Origin of the sequence: Aeromonas sp. 600282 (assembly GCF_049175755.1) — a bacterium.
Taxonomy (GTDB): domain Bacteria; phylum Pseudomonadota; class Gammaproteobacteria; order Enterobacterales; family Aeromonadaceae; genus Aeromonas; species Aeromonas veronii_A.
In genome coordinates this window covers 59,530-76,581 of the sequence record NZ_JAAKVR010000008.1, presented here as the reverse complement: position 1 = coordinate 76,581, position 17,052 = coordinate 59,530, and the positions used below count along the sequence as shown (strand labels likewise).

Annotated in this window: 15 protein-coding genes; 4 read left to right on the top strand and 11 right to left on the bottom strand. The window is 63.1% G+C overall.

All coding sequences use genetic code 11. The features are described from left to right. Positions 1 to 182: 182 nt before the first annotated feature. Positions 183 to 1,199, bottom strand: coding sequence for a lipoate--protein ligase A (locus G5137_RS09650; RefSeq protein WP_421255294.1), 1,017 nt, complete (start codon positions 1,197 to 1,199; stop codon positions 183 to 185). A gap of 430 nt (positions 1,200 to 1,629) precedes the next feature. Between G5137_RS09650 and G5137_RS09645 the strand changes: the two genes are divergently transcribed. Next, a complete protein-coding gene (locus tag G5137_RS09645; protein ID WP_421255293.1) occupies positions 1,630 to 4,092 on the top strand; it encodes a diguanylate cyclase domain-containing protein in 2,463 nt (820 codons plus the stop codon). Between the two features lie 51 nt (positions 4,093 to 4,143). On the opposite strand, the gene G5137_RS09640 is transcribed toward G5137_RS09645, so the two are convergent. Genes G5137_RS09640 through G5137_RS09600 form a run of 9 tightly spaced genes read right to left on the bottom strand, consistent with a single transcriptional unit; the run spans position 4,144 to position 13,872 of the window. Then, a complete protein-coding gene (locus G5137_RS09640) occupies positions 4,144 to 5,343 on the bottom strand; it encodes an ABC transporter permease (protein ID WP_421255292.1) in 1,200 nt (399 codons plus the stop codon). Then, on the bottom strand, positions 5,343 to 6,557 hold the full coding sequence (locus tag G5137_RS09635; protein WP_421255291.1) for an ABC transporter permease: 1,215 nt from the start codon (positions 6,555 to 6,557) through the stop codon (positions 5,343 to 5,345). Before G5137_RS09635 ends, G5137_RS09640 begins: the two co-directional genes overlap by 1 nt. After that, entirely contained in the window at positions 6,558 to 7,247 is a 690-nt protein-coding gene (locus G5137_RS09630; protein WP_421255290.1) for an ABC transporter ATP-binding protein, read from the bottom strand. Then, on the bottom strand, positions 7,240 to 8,379 hold the full coding sequence (locus G5137_RS09625) for an efflux RND transporter periplasmic adaptor subunit (protein WP_421255289.1): 1,140 nt from the start codon (positions 8,377 to 8,379) through the stop codon (positions 7,240 to 7,242). The genes G5137_RS09630 and G5137_RS09625 overlap by 8 nt, the downstream gene beginning before the upstream one ends. 27 nt (positions 8,380 to 8,406) lie before the next feature. Then, positions 8,407 to 11,571, bottom strand: coding sequence for an efflux RND transporter permease subunit (locus G5137_RS09620; protein WP_421255288.1), 3,165 nt, complete (start codon positions 11,569 to 11,571; stop codon positions 8,407 to 8,409). Then, entirely contained in the window at positions 11,564 to 12,619 is a 1,056-nt protein-coding gene (locus tag G5137_RS09615; RefSeq protein WP_421255327.1) for an efflux RND transporter periplasmic adaptor subunit, read from the bottom strand. The genes G5137_RS09620 and G5137_RS09615 overlap by 8 nt, the downstream gene beginning before the upstream one ends. A gap of 41 nt (positions 12,620 to 12,660) precedes the next feature. Next, the gene (locus G5137_RS09610; protein WP_421255287.1) at positions 12,661 to 13,131 is read right to left on the bottom strand and encodes a DUF6691 family protein; all 471 of its coding nucleotides are present in this window, start codon (positions 13,129 to 13,131) and stop codon (positions 12,661 to 12,663) included. Positions 13,132 to 13,144: 13 nt separating this feature from the next. Further along, the gene (locus tag G5137_RS09605) at positions 13,145 to 13,558 is read right to left on the bottom strand and encodes a YeeE/YedE family protein (RefSeq protein WP_168176940.1); all 414 of its coding nucleotides are present in this window, start codon (positions 13,556 to 13,558) and stop codon (positions 13,145 to 13,147) included. Then, positions 13,558 to 13,872, bottom strand: coding sequence for an ArsR/SmtB family transcription factor (locus G5137_RS09600; protein ID WP_005338008.1), 315 nt, complete (start codon positions 13,870 to 13,872; stop codon positions 13,558 to 13,560). The genes G5137_RS09605 and G5137_RS09600 overlap by 1 nt, the downstream gene beginning before the upstream one ends. An 88-nt stretch (positions 13,873 to 13,960) precedes the next feature. On the opposite strand from G5137_RS09600, the gene G5137_RS09595 reads away from it, so the two are divergent. The 3 genes from G5137_RS09595 (at position 13,961) to G5137_RS09585 (ending at position 15,930) form a co-directional block, all read left to right on the top strand. Then, a complete protein-coding gene (locus tag G5137_RS09595; protein ID WP_201990468.1) occupies positions 13,961 to 14,146 on the top strand; it encodes a YgaP family membrane protein in 186 nt (61 codons plus the stop codon). A gap of 422 nt (positions 14,147 to 14,568) precedes the next feature. After that, positions 14,569 to 14,973: a hypothetical protein gene (locus G5137_RS09590; RefSeq protein WP_201990470.1), complete on the top strand. Its 405-nt coding sequence runs from the start codon at positions 14,569 to 14,571 to the stop codon at positions 14,971 to 14,973. Between the two features lie 228 nt (positions 14,974 to 15,201). After that, entirely contained in the window at positions 15,202 to 15,930 is a 729-nt protein-coding gene (locus tag G5137_RS09585; RefSeq protein ID WP_201990472.1) for an MgtC/SapB family protein, read from the top strand. Between the two features lie 92 nt (positions 15,931 to 16,022). Here G5137_RS09585 and G5137_RS09580 read toward each other — a convergent pair whose 3' ends face one another. Then, positions 16,023 to 17,033 carry a substrate-binding domain-containing protein gene (locus tag G5137_RS09580; RefSeq protein WP_227094968.1) on the bottom strand — a complete coding sequence of 337 codons (1,011 nt, stop codon included), beginning with the start codon at positions 17,031 to 17,033 and terminating at the stop codon, positions 16,023 to 16,025. Between the last annotated feature and the right edge of the window lie 19 nt (positions 17,034 to 17,052).

Genomic DNA, 17,052 nt, shown 5'->3' with positions numbered 1-17,052 from the left:
TAACCCTGTGTCAGCGGGGCCAACAGTGACAATATCTAATGGCCTACCCTACTTTTTATCATGTATCAGCCATCACAAGGGCTGGCAAAAAGGCGCCTTTGAGGCGCCTCTTTATATTTCGTGATCTTGCTCCCATCCTGGCTGACAGCGCCCTCACTACCGGACCGCCATCAGCGCAGCCCTCAACGCAGGGAGGCCAACAGCCACTCGGCAAACTCCGTCAGCTCACTCTGCTGCTGCGGAAAGGCCGCCAGCCAGGGCTGCAGGCGCGCGGAAACAGCCTCCGCTCGATAGCCGCAACCCGCCAGTTCGGCCGCCAGCCGATCAAACGGGGCCGGCTCCAGAGTATCGCTAAAGAGCTGCGCCCGGGTGATGACCCCTTTCTCCACATCAAAGTGCAGCTCCACCCCGCCCCAGCTGAACCGCTCCTCCAGCAGATGGGTGAAGGCGGGCGCGTGGCCATAGTTCCACTCCCAACTGCGCTGGCGAGCGAAGGTCTCGGCAAAGCCCGGCAGATCCGGCATCTGCTCCGGGGAGATATGCTCGGGCTCAACTCGCGCGCCGTAATGATGGAAAAAGGCCTCCTGCAGCGCCTCGCTCACCTGTTGATGGTCGATCCCCGGCAGCAGTTCGCACAGATTGGCCACCCGGCTGCGCACCGAGGTGATCCCCTTGGCCGCCAGCTTCTTGGGGTCGGGGTTGAGGTAGTTGGCAAGGCGGCCGAGATCGGCGTCCAGCAGCAGGGTGCCGTGGTGAAACCCGCGATCCAGAGTCTCCCGATAGGCCGACCCCGATACCTTGCGCTCCCCGTCCGGGGTCGCCACCAGCAGATCGTTGCGACCGGAGGCAAACGCCTCGATCCCCAATCGCTTAAGCCCATCCAGCACGATGGCGGTGGAGACGCTCTTGTCATACTCCGGCTTGCCCGCCATGAAGGTGAAGCAGCTGTTGCCAAGGTCGTGGAACACGGCGCCGCCACCGCTGCTGCGACGCGCCAGGGTCACCCCGTCCTCTTCCATGCGGCGGGTATTGCACTCCTTCCACGGATTCTGGGCACGGCCAATCACCACGGTATTGGCATTGCGCCAGAGGAACAGCACCCGCTGGCCGGGGTCCATCTGGCGGAAGATGCACTCCTCAACGGCCAGATTGAACAGGGGATCGTGAGAGTCGGAGACAAGCAGACGCAAGCGGGACATAAAAAGACCTTATCCGGAACTGGGGACAGCATGATAACACTGACGGGCTACCATCACTGAACCGTTGCACATTAACCAGTGCGCAGCAGCCACGACACATTTGCGTCACACCTGACCGCCCCATAAAAGTATCTATTGATATAACGACACAGCTTGACGTGCAACCACGGAAAAAATGCAGTCAAGCCACAATGACAACGATAAAAACGGGAAAAAGTGGCTAGAATGCGACCACTTCGATAGGCCATATGACTCTCTTATTGGTCACATAACTTGCAAAAAAACGGCATGTATCCATCACGTGTGATGAACGACACAAAAATGACTTTCCAACCCCCCTATACCCTATTGCAAACGCCTTTTCTCCCCTTGCAGGTGACACAAAATTGCTTGAATCTAGCCTAGACATCGCTCCCGAGAGAAACGTTGTATGACGGAGAACGCAGCCCCCCGCCAGCCCCTCAGCTGGTTTATGCCAATGCTGGTCAGTATGGTCATCGCGACCCTGACCTCTCCCCCCGTGCGAGCCGGCGAGCAGGTCATCGTCCAGTTGCCGTGGCAACACCAGTTCCAGTTTGCCGGTTACTACGCGGCCATCGCCAAAGGGTTTTATCGGGAGGCCGGTCTGCATGTCACCCTGCGCGAAGCGGACTCCCGCACCGATGTGGTCAGCGAGGTGATCTCGGGAAAGGCCCATTTTGGCATCAGCGGCAGTGATCTGCTGCTGGATCGGGCTGCCGGTCGTCCGGTGGTGGTGCTCGCCGCCCTGCTGCAGCACTCGCCGCTGGTTCTGCTCACGCTGGATAGGCCAGATATTCGCAACCCGGCCGATCTGGCCAACAAGCGACTGATGCTGGAGCCTGGCTCCAACGAGCTGCTGACCTACCTTTCTCACCAGACCCGCAGCCGCAACTGGGTCACCCTCCCCTACAAACAGGGGATAGAGGCACTGCTGGCGGGCAAGGTGGATGCCATCAGCGCCTACAGCACTACCGAGCCCTTCTATCTGCAACAAAAAGGGATCCCCTATCGGGTCTTCAGTCCGCGCACCATCGACTTCGACTTCTACGGCGACAACCTGTTTACCTCCGAGCGGGAGCTGATCACCCGACAGGATCGGGTCTACGCCTTCCAGCAGGCCAGCCTCAAGGGGTGGCGCTATGCGATGGACCACCCCGAAGAGATGATCAACCTCATCATGGAGCAGTACCCGACCGGGGCTGGCCGTGAACAGCTGGAGTTCGAGGCTCGCGAAACCAGAGAGCTGATGCAGCCCGACCTTATCGAACCTGGCTACATGCAGCAGGAGCGCTGGCTGCAGATCGCCAAAACCTATCTGGAGGCGGGCATGCTCACTGTATTGCCCAACCTCGACCGCTTTATCTACGACCCGGCGCAGGAGCGGCTGCGCCAGCAACGGCAACTGCTCGACAAGAGCGTGGCGGTGGCCATGCTCATCACCTTTACCCTGATGACCCTGCTCGGCATCTTCTTGCACCTCTATCTGCGCCTGCGCCAGGAGGCGCGGGATCGCCAGCGGCTGACCCGTGAATTGGCCCAGAGCGAGCAGCACTATCGCTTCGTGGCGGAGAACAGCGCCGATGTGATCTGGACCATGGATGCAGCCAGCTTGCGCTTTCGCTATGTCAGCCCGGCCATCACTCCTCTAAGCGGCTACGAGGCTCCAGAGCTGTTTGCCCTGCCCCTCAAACAGCTGCTGCCGGATGCCTCAAGGCAACTGCTGCGTGAGGAGATCTCCGCCACCCTGGAGGCATGGCAGCGGGGAGAGCATGACCAGACCCGCCGGGTCATTCGCACCCAACTGCGCCACAAGGATGGCCATCTGGTGGCGACCGAGACCATCACCACCCTCCATGGCAACCACAATGCCCAGCCGGAGGCGATCCTCGGGGTCACCCGGGATATCACCGAGCGGGCAGCACGGGAGGAGATGATGCGCCGCCTCGCCTTCTACGATCCCCTCACCGGGTTGCCCAATCGCCGCTTGCTGCAGCAACGGCTCAAGGAGCTGATGGAGCAGGAGACACCCCGTCCGCTGGCATTGATGTTTATCGATCTCGATCACTTCAAGCCGATCAACGACACCTTCGGCCATGAGACCGGGGATATTCTGCTCAATATGGTGGCCGAGCGGATGAGCCACTGCGTGCGCAAACAGGATCTGGTGGCACGGCTGGGGGGCGACGAGTTCGTTATCTTGCTGCCGGAGAGTGGCGACGAAGTGCTGGCGGTGGCCGACAAGCTGCACCAGCAGCTGCGCCATCCGTTTCAGCTGGAGGGGCAGGAATTGCTCATCTCCAGCAGTATCGGGCTGGCGCTCTATCCCGAGCACGGAGAGGATGCCAAAACCCTGATGCACCACGCCGATCAGGCCATGTATCAGGCTAAGAATCGCGGCCGCGGCCGGGTCTGCCTCTTTACCGAAGGCCTTGATCCCGAGCAGGGCGCCCTGCTGTGGCAACCCGGCCACGAGTGCGGTCACCCGCGCATCGATGCCGAGCATCGCCAGCTTTTCGTATTGACCAACCGGCTGCTGGAGCGGATGAAAGATCAGCACGAGGATCCGGCCCCGTTTCTGGAGAGTCTGGAGAGCCTGTTCGACATGGCCCGCCATCATTTCGCCTTTGAAGAGCAGATGCTGGCGGAGATCGACTATCGGGAACTCGTCAGCCACCGTCAGGATCACCAGCGCCTGCTCAACAAGGCTGGCCAGCTGCTGCACGCCGCCAAAGCGGGGAGACTGGGCAACGACGAGCTGCTCAACTTCATCATTCAGGAGCTGGTGGTCGGCCACATGAGTCAGGCGGATCGCCGCTACTTTCCTCTGTTCAGATCTGAGCGCAGCGTGCCGGTTGCAGAGGGGGTCACCTAGTCCCCCTCTGCTAAGACCCGAGCGTAACGCGCCTCTTGCGAAAGGGGCGACCTAGTCACCGCGCAGGGCAACCACGGGATCGAGACGCACAGCTCGTAGCGCAGGAGCAACCCCGGCCAATAGACCAACCAGAGCGCTGCAACCGAGCGCCAGCAGCAGATAGAGAGGATGGAGGGTGAGCGGCAAGCCGGCCGCCAGCAGAGTGAGCAGCAGCTTGAGCCCGCCGAGCAGGGCCAGTCCCATGGCTCCGCCCAGCAGCGCCAGCACCACGGCTTCGAGCAGGAACAGCAATAGAATGCGCCGCCGCGGACAGCCCAACGCCATCAGCAAGCCTACCTCGGGGATCCGCTCCTGCTGGGCGATGCTCATGATACTGAAGATGCCGACCGCCCCGATCAGCAGCGAGATAATGCCGAGCCCGCCAACCGCCAGCTTGATGATGGAGAGTATTTTGTCGAGGCTGGCTAGCATGTCCTGCTGGGAGGTGAGGGTGAAGTCCTCGGCGCCGTGGCGGGCGATCAGCACCCGCCGGATCTGGGCGGTGATATCGGCTTCCGTCTGTCCGGAGCGATAGATGACGTCGATCTCCTGCAGCCCCTCCTTGTTGAACAGCGCCTGGGCGTGAGCGGCGGGCAGATAAATCATGTCATCCAGATCAAAGCCGAGAAATTGCCCCTTGGGCGCCAGCACCCCGGCCACCCGAAAACGGCGATCACCGGCCCGCAGCAGACTGCCCGGCGCATCGCCACCGGGAAACAGCTCAGCCGCCACCTTGGCCCCCAGCACCGCATAGGCGCGGGGCATGGCACTGTCATCCGCAGGCAGAAAACGCCCCTGCTCCAGGGTGAGCCGCCAGCCTGAGAGCGCAGCCGGACCGGTGCCCAGAATGGCGGTGCTGCGGGTCAATCCGCGGCTGCGCACCTCCCCTTGCCCCTGCACCACAGGGAGCGCCGCCTCTACCCCTGCCAATCTGGCGAGGGCATCGGCATCCTCCAGCAGCAGGGGACGGCTGCTGGAGAGGATGCCGGGCGGGCCGCCTGCGGTTTCGGTCTTGCCCGGGGTCACTGCGATCAACCGGGTGCCAAATTGGGAGAAGCTGTCGAGCAGATAGAGCCTGAGCCCCTCGCCGATGCCGGTAAGCAGGGTCACCGAAGCGATCCCGATGGCAATGCCGAGCGCCGACAGCAGACTGCGACTGCGCCCCGCCAGCAAGGCACGCCAGAGCCAGAACAGCAGATCGACAGCGCGCATCAGCCACCGCTCCACTGCCCGCTGCGCAGGCTGTTGACCGGATCTTGCCGTGCCGCCCGGGAGGCGGGCAACCAGCTAAAAAACAGCCCGGTCAGCAGGGCCGCCGGTATGGTGCAGAAAGTAGCGAGCAGAGGGACCGCCGCCGGAAATCCGGGCCAAATCACTCCGACGAGGCCAACCAGGGCATAGCCCAACACAGTGCCAAACAGCGCGCCACTGCCGCTCAGCAGCAGTGCCTCCCACAAAAACAGCTGGCGGATCTGGCAACTGTCGGCCCCCAGCGCCTTGAGCAGGCCGATCTCGCCAGTGCGCTGGCGGGTGCTGATCAGCGCCAGATTCATCATCATGATGCCGGAGACCAGCAGGCTGATGGCGCCGATGCCGGCAACCGCCAAGGTGAGGGTCGAGAGAATGGTGGAGAAGGTGGCCAGCATGGCGTCACGGCGCACCACGGTCACATCGAGCACCCCGTGGCGCCCCTGCATCAGCTGCTCCAGTCGCTTGACCAGCGGCGGCACCGCTTGCCCCGCCAGCGGCTGGATCAGCAGCCGAAACAGCCCCTCGGTATTAAACAGCCGCATGGCGCTACCGACCGGGATCAGCGCGGCTTCGGCCATGTCCATCCCCAGATTGCTGCTCTGGCTGGTGAAGACCCCTACCACCCGAAAGCGGCGATTGTCAAAACGCAGCCACTGTCCGACCGGATCGACCTGACCGAACAGCTCACGGGCCACCTTGGCCCCGAGCAGAACGGCCGGGCGATCCTCTGCGGCATCCCCCGGCAGCCAGCGGCCGGAGAGCAGCTCCAGCCCGTGGGTATCGCGCAGCCCGTTGCTGCTGCCAAGCAGCATGGTCTGACGCAACCGCGCCCCCTGTTTGGCCTCGGCAAAGCCCATCACCAGCGGCACCAGCCGCACGTTTGGCTGGTGCTGGCCAAGGTAGTGCATGTCATCGAGGGTGATCTGCCGCAGACTGTTGCCGGTGACCGGCGGCAGCCCGCCGGTGGTCTCCTTGCGGCCCGGGAACATCACCAGCAGATCCTTGCCAAGGGAGCTGAACTGGTCCGCCACATAGCGCCTCGCCCCCTCCCCCAGCGCGGTGAGCAGCAGCACCGAGGTGACACTCAGACTCACCGCCAGGATCAAGACCAGCGCCCGTGAACGCTGACGCAGCAAGGCCACGGCGGCAAAGCGGATCACATCGGGGCGCCGCATTCAGCTACCGCCGCTATCAATGTTGATACGGCCATCGTTCATCAGGATACGTCTGCCCGCCCGCTCACCGAGGCGCGGGTCGTGAGTCACCACCACCAGCGTGATCCCCTGCTCCCGGTTGAGCCCCTCCAGCAGGGTAATCACCTCCTCCCCGGAACGGGAGTCGAGATTGCCGGTGGGCTCGTCGGCCAGGATCAGCCGCGGCGCCATCGCCATGGCCCGGGCGATGGCCACCCGCTGACGCTGACCGCCGGAGAGCTCGGCAGGGCGGTGTCCGGCCCGGTTCTCCAGCCCCAGCTCCCCCAGCAGTCGTTGGCTGCGACGATGGCGCTCGGCGGGGGCGATCCCGCACAACATCAGCGGCAGCTCGACGTTTTCACGGGCGGTGAGGCGGGAGATAAGGTGAAACGACTGGAACACGAAACCGATGCGATGGCCGCGCAGCTGGGCCAGCGCTGGCTCTGACAGGGTGGCGGTGTCCTCCCCTCCCAGCCAGTAGCGCCCCTCGTCTGGCCGATCCAGCAGCCCCAGCACATTGAGCAGGGTCGATTTGCCGGAGCCAGAGGGGCCCATCACCGCCAGATACTCCCCCTCGGCAACCTGCAGGGATACGCGGTCGAGGGCAGCCACCTCGCTCCCCCCCAGAGTGAAACGTCGGCTGACGGCCTCAAGGCGAATGAGATCACTCATCCGTCTGCTCCGTGGCGGCGCTGAAAGGGCCCTCCCCGACAATCTGTCCGGGCTGGGCTGCCAGCCGATCACCGGCAGCGAGCCCCTCGGCCACCTCAATCCAGTTCCAGTTTTCCACGCCCCAGCGGGGTACCACCCGCACCAGCTTATCCCCTTCCAGCCGCAGCACGCTGCCATCGTCGGCCCGGCTGCTGGCCGCTACCCGCAGCACATCGGTGGCGCGGGTCACCTCGACCTCAAGATCGGCGCTGTAGCCGATAAGCAGGGGCACATCGGTGGGCAGGGCAGTGAGCGATGCCTCCACCTCGACGGTGCGGGCCTGCTTCTCCAGCTCCTTCACATAGGGGGCGATGCGGGTGACGGTGGCGGCAAAATCGCGCCCGGGCATGGCGTCGAGCAGTACCCGGGCAGACTGCCCCACCTTGAGGCGGGCGGCATCCACCTCATCGATGGGGGCTGAGACATACAGACAGCGATCGTCGATGAGATCGATAACGGGGGGCATGGCCACTCCGGGCGGTGAGGGGGTCATGTATTCGCCCAGCTTGCTGTTGACCTCCGCCACCACTCCGGCAAACGGCGCCAGCAAGCGGCGCTCGCTCAAGCGTGCCTCCACCTGGGCGACCTGCGCCTCGTCAACCCGCTCCTGCTGGCGGGATGCGCGGCAGACATAGCGGCGGGTATCGGCCAGATTCTGGGCCTGCTCGGCGAGGGTGCGGGAGGTGAGGTTTTTGGCCAGTAAGGTGGCCAGCCGGTTGGCCTCCCGCTCGTAGTAGGCCGCCTCGCAGCAACGCTCCTCGCGCTGGGTCTTGCCAAGGGCCTGCTGGGCACGGGCACGGGCAAGATCGGCGTGAATATCGTCACTCCAGAGGGTCAGCAGCAGATCTCCCCGGGCCACCCGCTCCCCGGCCTTGACGGCGATCTGCTCCACCACGCCGCCACCGGGCAGACTGAGCCCGGCCCGCTGGCACGACTTGATGGTGCCAGCCCGGGTGTTGACCACGGTGACCAGCACATCCCCCCGCGCGACCTCTGCCAGCCTGATCGGCGTCGGCTGCGGTCGCCACCACCATGCTGCCGCAGCCACCGCTACCACGGCGCCACTTCCCCACCACAACCAACCTCTCTTCATCGCGCATCCTTTCGCTAGTGACTCCCGTCATGAGCGTCGGGAGAGCAGGGCATAATAGAGCAAGGGTATCACCACCAGGGTGAGCAAAGTGGAGACCAGGATCCCGAAAATCAGGCTGATGGCCAGTCCGTTGAAGATGGGATCATCGAGGATAAACAGAGCCCCGATCATCGCCGCCAGCGCCGTCAGCATGATGGGTTTGGCCCGCACCTGCGCCGCTTCGATCACCGCCTGCTCGAACGCCACTCCGGCGCTGCGCTGCTGTTCGATAAAGTCCACCAGCAGGATGCTGTTGCGTACGATGATCCCGGCCAGGGCGATCATCCCGATCATCGAGGTAGCGGTAAACTGGGCTCCCAGCAGGGCGTGGCCCGGCATCACCCCTATGATGGTGAGCGGAATGGGAGCCATGATGATGAGTGGCACCAGATAGGAGCGGAACTGGGCCACCACCAGCAGGTAGATGAGGATCATTCCCACCCCGTAGGCAATCCCCATGTCGCGGAAGGTCTCGTAGGTGATCTTCCACTCCCCGTCCCACAACAGCGCCACCTCCCCCAGCTTGTCGGGCTGCTGCACGTAATATTGGGGCAGGTCGATGTCGGCACCGGCGGCAAACATGCCGTAGAGCGGGCTGTCGGTATGGCCACCCATGTCGGCCACCACCATCACCATGGGCTGCATGTTCTTGTGCATGATATAGCTGGGGGCCACCTCATCACGGCGACTCACCAGCTCGGAGACCCGCACCAGCTGACCGCTCTGGCTGCGCACCTTGAGGGCCAGCACACCCGCCAGCTCCCGTTTGTCACCGGGTGCCAGTTCGATGCGGATCGGCACCGGATACTTGGCGCCTTGCCCCTGCAGCCAGCTGGCATCCTGATAACCCACCTCGCCATTGAGGGTGTTCACCAGATCCCCGAGATCGACCCCGAGCAGGGCCGCCTTGCTGCGATCCACCACCAGCCGCCACTTGGGCTGCGGGTCAGTCAGATAGATATCCACATCCACCAGATCCGCCGTGGCCACAAAACGGGCCTGTACAGCGCGAGCGGCCGCTTCGCGGGCGGCCTGAGTCGGGCCATACACTTCCGCAACGATGGGGGACCAGACCGGCGGGCCGGGCGGCACCTCAACGACTTTCAAGTTGCCCCCTGCCGCACTGGCGATGGCCTGCAGCGGCTCCCGAACCGACTGGGCAATCTGGTGGCTGCTGCGATCCCGTTCATGCTTGTCCACCAGATTGACCTGAATATCCCCCACGTTGGCGCCGCTGCGGATAAAGTAGTGGCGTACCAGCCCGTTGAAATTGATGGGGGCGGCTGTGCCGGCGTAGATCTGGTAATCCTTCACCTCCTCCACCTTGGCAAGCTCCCGCCCGACCGCCAGCAAGGTGCGCTCGGTCTGCTCCAGGGTCGCCCCCTCCGGCATATCGAGCACCAGCTGAAATTCCGACTTGTTGTCAAAGGGGAGCATCTTGAGCACCACCCACTGCACCACCGGCATGGCGGTGGCGGCCCCGACCAGCAGCAACACCGCCAGCCAGAGCTTGCGTCTGGCGCGCTTGGCGCCATCACCGATCAGGAAAGGGGTCATCAGCCGGTGAAAAAGACCTGCCTTGGCCTCGTCGTGGGCACCGTGCGCCTCCTCCTTGAGCAAATGGCTCGCCAGCCAGGGTGAGAAGATAAAGGCTACCAGCAGGGAGATGAGCATCCCCATACTAGCGTTGATGGGGATGGGGCTCATGTAGGGGCCCATCAGACCGCTGACAAAGGCCATCGGCAGCAGGGCCGCAATGACGGTCAGGGTCGCCAGTATAGTCGGCCCCCCTACCTCGTCCACCGCCCCCGGAATCAGATCCTTGAGCGCCCCCTTGCCCAAACCGCGATGGCGGTGGATGTTCTCCACCACCACGATAGCGTCATCCACCAGAATGCCGATGGAGAAGATCAGCGCAAACAGCGACACTCGGTTGAGGGTAAAGCCCCAGGCCCAGCTGGCAAACAGGGTCAGTGCCAGGGTGATGACGATGGCCACACCCACCACCAGCGCCTCGCGCCAACCCATGCTCACCAGTACCAGCAGCACCACCGCCGTGGTGGCAAAAATCAGCTTGCCGATCAGGGTGTTGGATTTGGTCTCGGCGGTGACGCCGTAGTCCCGGGTCACCGTCACCTCGACCCCGGCAGGAATAAGCCGATTCTTGAGACTCTCGACCCGCGCCTCCACCCGCTTGGCCACATCGACCGCGTTCTGGCCCGGCTGCTTGCCGATGGCCAGGGTCACCGCCGGATAACTGGCATGTCCCAATCCCATCCAGCTGCGTTTGGTCGGAGTCTCCTGACCCAGAGAGACCCTGGCCACCTCCCCCAGATAGACCGGCTTGCCGTCGTGCAGCCCCACCACCAGCTCTCTAGCCTCCTGCTCACTTTGCAGGAACTGCCCCACCTGCACCTTGATCTCACTGTTGTCTTGCTCGATAGCCTGTGTCGGGCCCACCTGATTGGCGGCAGCAAGTCGCTGGCTCAGCTCGCCCCAGCTGATGTCGTGGGCGCTGAGGGCCACCGGATCCGGCATCACCCGCAACACGGCACTCTGGCTGCCCAGCGTGTAAATATCGCGGGTACCGGGAATGCGCTTGAGTTCGGTCTCCAGCTCATGGGCGCCCCGGGTCAGTTCGGGAGCCCCCAGTTGCTTGCTCCCCTCTTTGCTCCATAAGGTCAAACTGACGATGGGGACATCATCGATCCCCCTCGGTTTCACCAGTGGCTGACCGACTCCGATCCCCTGTGGCAACCAGTCGCGGTGGGAGTCGAGCTGGTTGTTGAGATCGACGATGGCCTGCTCGCGGCTCACCCCTACCTTGAACACCACCACCAGCAGGGCGCCATCGGGTTGGGAAAAAGAGTAGAGAGTATCAATCCCCTTTATCTGGGAGACCACCTGCTCGGCAGGAGTGGTGACGAGAGAGGCCACTTCAGCCGGAGTGGCTCCCGGGAAGGGAATGTAGACATCAGCGAAGGTGACATCGATCTGCGGCTCCTCCTCCTTGGGGGTCACCAGCACAGCAAACAAGCCGAGCAACAGCCCCACCAGTGCCAGCAGCGGGGTGATGGCCGAGCCCTGAAACAGCGCAGCCAGCCGACCGGCAGGCCCCAGCCTCTCCTTGTTGCCATTCAGCTCGCTACTCATGGGCCACCTCCTGCTGCTGCGCCCAGGCATCGGGAGCCAGCTTGTCACCGGCTTGCAGCCCGGCCAGGATCTCGCACTGCCCTTCAAAGCAATGGCCTACCCGCACCGGCGTCAGGGCCCAGCCAGCGGGTTGCTGCAGATAGACGCCGTTGAACTCCCCTTGCCGCAGCAGGGCGCGATCCGGCACTTGCAACACCTGACGTTCACCCTGCTTGAGCTGCACCTTGAGCCACATGCCGGGCAGCACACCTGCGGTTTGCGGCGGCAAGTCGAGGCGCAACCTGAAGGCGTGGCTCTGGCTGTCGGCATAGTTGAAGCGGGTCAATTTGACCGGGATAACAGACTTGCCATCGGGCAGCAGCACCTGCACATCAGCAGGTGACCGAGCGAGCGTCAGGGCGGATTGGGGCAACTCCACCTCCACCCGCAAGGTGTCGAGGGAGAAACCGGAGAGCAATGGGGTACCGGGGGCAACAGTCTCCCCCAGCTCTACCAGCCGTTTGGTCACCACTCCGGCGTAGGGAGCCAGAATGCGGGTATAACCGTAGGCCTCGCGGGCCTGAGTGAGAGCCGCATCGGCAGCGTTCACCTCGGCGCGGGCGGCGCGATCAGTCGCCTGGGCATTGTCGAGCTGGGCGCGGGTGATCACGCCCTTGGCAATCAGCGCCTGAAAGCGGGCGAGCTGGCGCTCGGCTTCCACTTGCTGGGCCTGCGCCCGCGCCAGCCGCGCCTCGGCACCCGTGACGGCGGCAAACTGCTCCTTGCCACTGATCTCCAGCAGCGGTTGCCCCGCTTGCACCTGATCGTTCACATCCACCAGCATACGGGAGACCCGGCCGCTGGTCTGGGCCGCCACTGTCCCCTGATTGATGGCACTGACGGTGCCATCCAGCGTCAGCCAGTCGGTCACCGCCTGCGGCGCCGCTGTCAACAGGGGCACTGTCAGTGGGGCAATAGGCTCCCCGTCCGCGGCAAAGGCCAGGGGGGATGTCATGGCCTGCGATGTCATCACCAACAAGGTGATCCCCAGCAACCGGATCTTTTCCATCATTACTCTCCTTCCCTGGCGTAATCTGTCACTTCACGGGATCAGGCGGTATGGGACTGGCGCACCTTATCCACTCCCCGAGCTGGCGCCTTGGTCAGCACCCTGGCCAGTCCTTTGTCAAACAGCAAGATCCCGGCCACCATGGCCGCTATAAACAACATTATCATGGGCTGCCCGCTGGAAATGAGACTCAGAGCAGGCCCCGGGCAGATACCCACCAATCCCCAGCCGATGCCAAACAGCGCCGCCCCGCCGATCAGCCGGCGATCCAGCCTGGGGGCCGGTACGGCGACGATGGGCTCCCCCAGCACACTCTGGCGGCGGGGTTTCACCAGCAGGAAGTAACCCGGCATAAAGACCAGCAGGGCGCCCCCCATCACGAAGACGAGGCTGGGATCCCAGGCCCCGGCCAGATCGAGAAAACCGGTGACCCGGGCGGGATCCATCATGCCGGAGATGGCCATCCCCAGTCCGAACAACACACCCGCAAACAAACTTGTCAGCAACTTCATGGCAATCAGCCCCTTACAGCAGATGATGAGTGACGAAGACGGTGATAAAGCCTGCCGCCATAAAGGTCAGGGTGGCGACGATGGAGCGCAGGGAGAGCCGCCCCATACCGCAGATGCCGTGGCCGCTGGTGCAGCCATTGCCAAGACGGGTACCGATGCCGACCAGCAGACCGGCCAGCAGCACTACAGGCCAGCCGGGCAAGGTGGTGAATGCGGGCATGGTGGACCAACCCAGAGTCAGCGCCAACCAGGCGCCCGCCCCGAGCCCCAGCAGAAATAGCACCCGCCACGGCGTACGGTGTTGCAGCGCACCGGCCAGAATGCCGCTGATCCCGGCAACCCGGCCGTTGAACAACATCAGGATCAGGGCCGACAGCCCCGCCAGCATGCCACCGCCCAAAGAGAGCAGCCATTGGCTTTCCATCATCAAGATTCCTTATTTTCTGAGTGACAAAAATGGGTTTGCAGCGCCCCCAGCACATCGGCAGCCGCCTCGCTCACCAGCGAGTAGTAGATCTGCTGGGAGACCTTGCGCGAACGGATCAGGCCGTAGCGCTTGAGCACCGACAACTGCTGGGAAAACGCCGACTGCCCGAGTTGGCTATGGGCCAGCAGCTCCCCGACCCCCTTCTCCCCCTCCACCAGCTGGCAGAGCACCATCAGGCGTTCGGGATGAGCCAACGCCTTGAGCAGGGAGGCGGCGGCTGTCGCATGTCTGTTCATCTCGTCGAATTGGCTCATAAGAGTAAATTAGCAATTGCTGATATTTGTTCTATTGTATAAAACAACACTAAATTAGCAATATCTAAAGTAGATAAGGAGAAAGACCATGACAGTAGATAACGGAGTCAGAATCGTCGCGGGTTGCATGTTGCTGCTCTCGCTTATCCTTACCACCTGGGTTCATCCGGGCTTTGTCTGGTTGAGTGCCTTTGTCGGGGTCAACCTGATCCAGAGCGCATTCACCGGTTTCTGCCCGGCCGCCATGCTCCTCAAGCGCCTGGGGCTGAAGTAACAGGTCGCGCAAGACAGGGGCGGTCCTGCTAGCGGGGCGTCATCGCGCGGCGATGGCTATCGTCGCTCCCTGATGCTTATGGAGGTAGCCAGTCGGCCCCATTATTGACAAACTTGTATCTAAATGTTGCTGGAAGGTCGATAAGGCTTTACCTCACCGCTCTGGATGAGTACCATTTTGCCGTTCTTAACACAGCGGAGACCATCAGTGGGCAACTCATCAAGTGACAGTTGTAGACCGACCCTCATCGTCGGTACCAAGGTCGCGAGCTAGCCGCAGGTCTTTCTCTGCCGCATGCTCGCAACCCTGCGAGAAGCGGAAATCCACTCCCCTCTTCTCTTTTTTCACACTTGACGTCAGGTGATCTGGCTTTGCCATGACACCTTGCCTGCATAGTTTCTGCTTCCCACAAGGAGGCTGCTATGCGTTTTATCTCAATCAAACCGGCTGCGGATCGCGTGGTCGCAACAGGTTCTGTTGCACCCCGGGCTCACCCCCTGCTGAGCAAGCTGGGGCGCGGCATATTGCCACGCTGGCTGGGCGGCAAACCGCGCCAGCACCACTATAGGCTGCAGATCCGTTGCGAGGATCGCGCCGATATGGAGCAAGTGCTGGATATGGTGAGCCACACCCTGCAACCGGCCGGACTGCAACCGATGCAATCGATGAAACCGGGTCGCAGCGGCGGGCGAGAGCTGGTGCTCAATGTGCACTGCACTCCACCCCAGCGCCGCTATCTGGTGCAGTTTGTTCATCAGGTCGGAGTAGCGCATCCGGTGCGCTGGGAGCTGCGTCCGCGCATCGACACGGCTCCCGAACTCAACTGACGCGCATCCTGCTGCACTAACGACCGTTCAGGGGGCCAGCCACGCTGGCCCCACTTGTTGCGTCCTCTCCGAGCGTCAGGGCATCTGATGATGCTCGCGCCCCGGAAGCTAAACCCGGGACGCTGCGTTTTTCTGCTGGCCATCCGCTCAATCCCCCTCTGATCCATCCGCCACCCGGCGTTTCATCATGGATTGTGCCAAGCCAGCTTTCATAAGAAGGAGTACGCCATGAAGATGTGGCAACAACTAGACATGCTCTCACTGCTCGACACTCTGGCTAGCCTGCTGCTCGCCTTTGTGCTCGGCAGTCTGGTCGGGCTGGAGCGCCAGTACCGCCAACGTACCGCGGGCCTGCGCACCAACGTGCTGGTCGCCGTGGGAGCCGCCCTGTTCGTCAGCCTGGCCCAGCGAATCTATGACCTGCACGGCGGCAACTACAACGTGGTCCATGTGGTGGCCTATATTGTCTCCGGCATCGGCTTTCTCGGCGCTGGCGTCATCATGCGCGAGTCGGGCAATATCCGTGGCATCAACACCGCCGCCACCCTGTGGGGTGTCGCTGCGGTCGGCGCCGCCTGTGGCGCCGGGCTCGCCATGGAGGCCATTCTGGGCGCCCTGTTCGTGCTGGCCGCCAACACCCTGCTGAGACCGCTGGTCAACCAGATCAACCGTCGCCCGGTAGACAATCTGGACACAGAAGTTACCTACAAGGTGACAGCCCTGACCCCGCGCGAGCATCAGAAGGAGGTGCTGCACTGGCTCGAGGAGATGCTGGAGCAGGCCAACTATCCCATGAGCGAGCTCGACATCGAGCCGTTTGGCGAGAGGGATCTGGAGATCTCGGCGGTGCTGCTGGCTACCTCCATCGATGGTGACGAGCTCGACGCCCTGATGGTGAAACTCGGCATTCATCCCCATATCAAGCAGATATTCTGGCGCGCCAGCACCACGGATTGAGTTGTCGATCAGAGTCATGGCTCCATCCACCAACGGCAAAAAGCCCCGCCAGCAATGGCGGGGCTTTCTCATATGGGATGGGCGAAGAGTGGCTAGCGGCGGCTGCGCCAGCGCACCCTGGGGGTGATCACCTGGGCAGTCTGCGCCGGGGGATTGCCCGCAATCAGTTGCTGCATCAGCTCGAAAGCGGCGAGGGCCAGCGCCGGACAATCCTGCGCCACCGAGTCGATTCGCATGGGAATGCAGTCGAGCAGGTCGTGATCGTCGAAGGTGCACAGCCGCATCCCTGTCTCCATCAACCCCGCCTCGTTGAGGTAGCGCAGTACCCCTTCCAGCAGGGTAAAGGAGGCGGTAAAGAGCCCCTTGGGGGGCGCTCCCAGCTCGGCCACCAGCTCAGCCATCAGCTGATAACCGGAGCTCGGCTGGTAGTCGCGATGGCGCACCCGGGCGGCATCGGCTTCAAAACCGGCGCGATGGAGCCCCAGCTCATAGCCCGCCAGCCGGTGACGACTAGGGGAGAGATCCAGCAGGCCACCGAAGTAGTAGATCTGCTCGCCGCACTCGCTGGTCATGTCCCGCACCAGCTCGGCGGTGGCCTTGCAGGCATCGGAGATCACCATGGGCAGGCGCGACTCGCCAATATGGCGGTCGAGCTGCACCACCGGCAGGCGGTCGTGGATGCGGGCATAGATGTCATCGCTGTGGCCGCTGGAGGCGACAATCAGCCCATCCACCTGGCGGCTGATGAGGTTGTCCACCACCCGCTGCTCGAGGGCGGGATCATCCTCGGAGCAGGCGATCAGCAGCTGGATGCCCGCCTCCCGACAATGCGCCTCGAGGGCACGGGCGATGCGGGCAAAACCGAAGTTGGTGAGATCGGGGATCACCAGCCCCCAGGTGTAGCTGCGGGTCTCGCGCAGGGAGCGGGCGTGAAAGCTCGGCAGGTAGTGACACTCCTCCGCCACCGCCTGAATGCGCTTGCGGGTATCGTCGGCAATCCGGTACTCCGCACTCTTCCCGTTGAGCACCAGACTGGCGGTCGCCTTGGACACCCCCGCCAGTTCGGCGATCTGGGCAATCGTGATCCGTTTCTTCTTCTCCACCTGGCCTCCCGGCTGACTA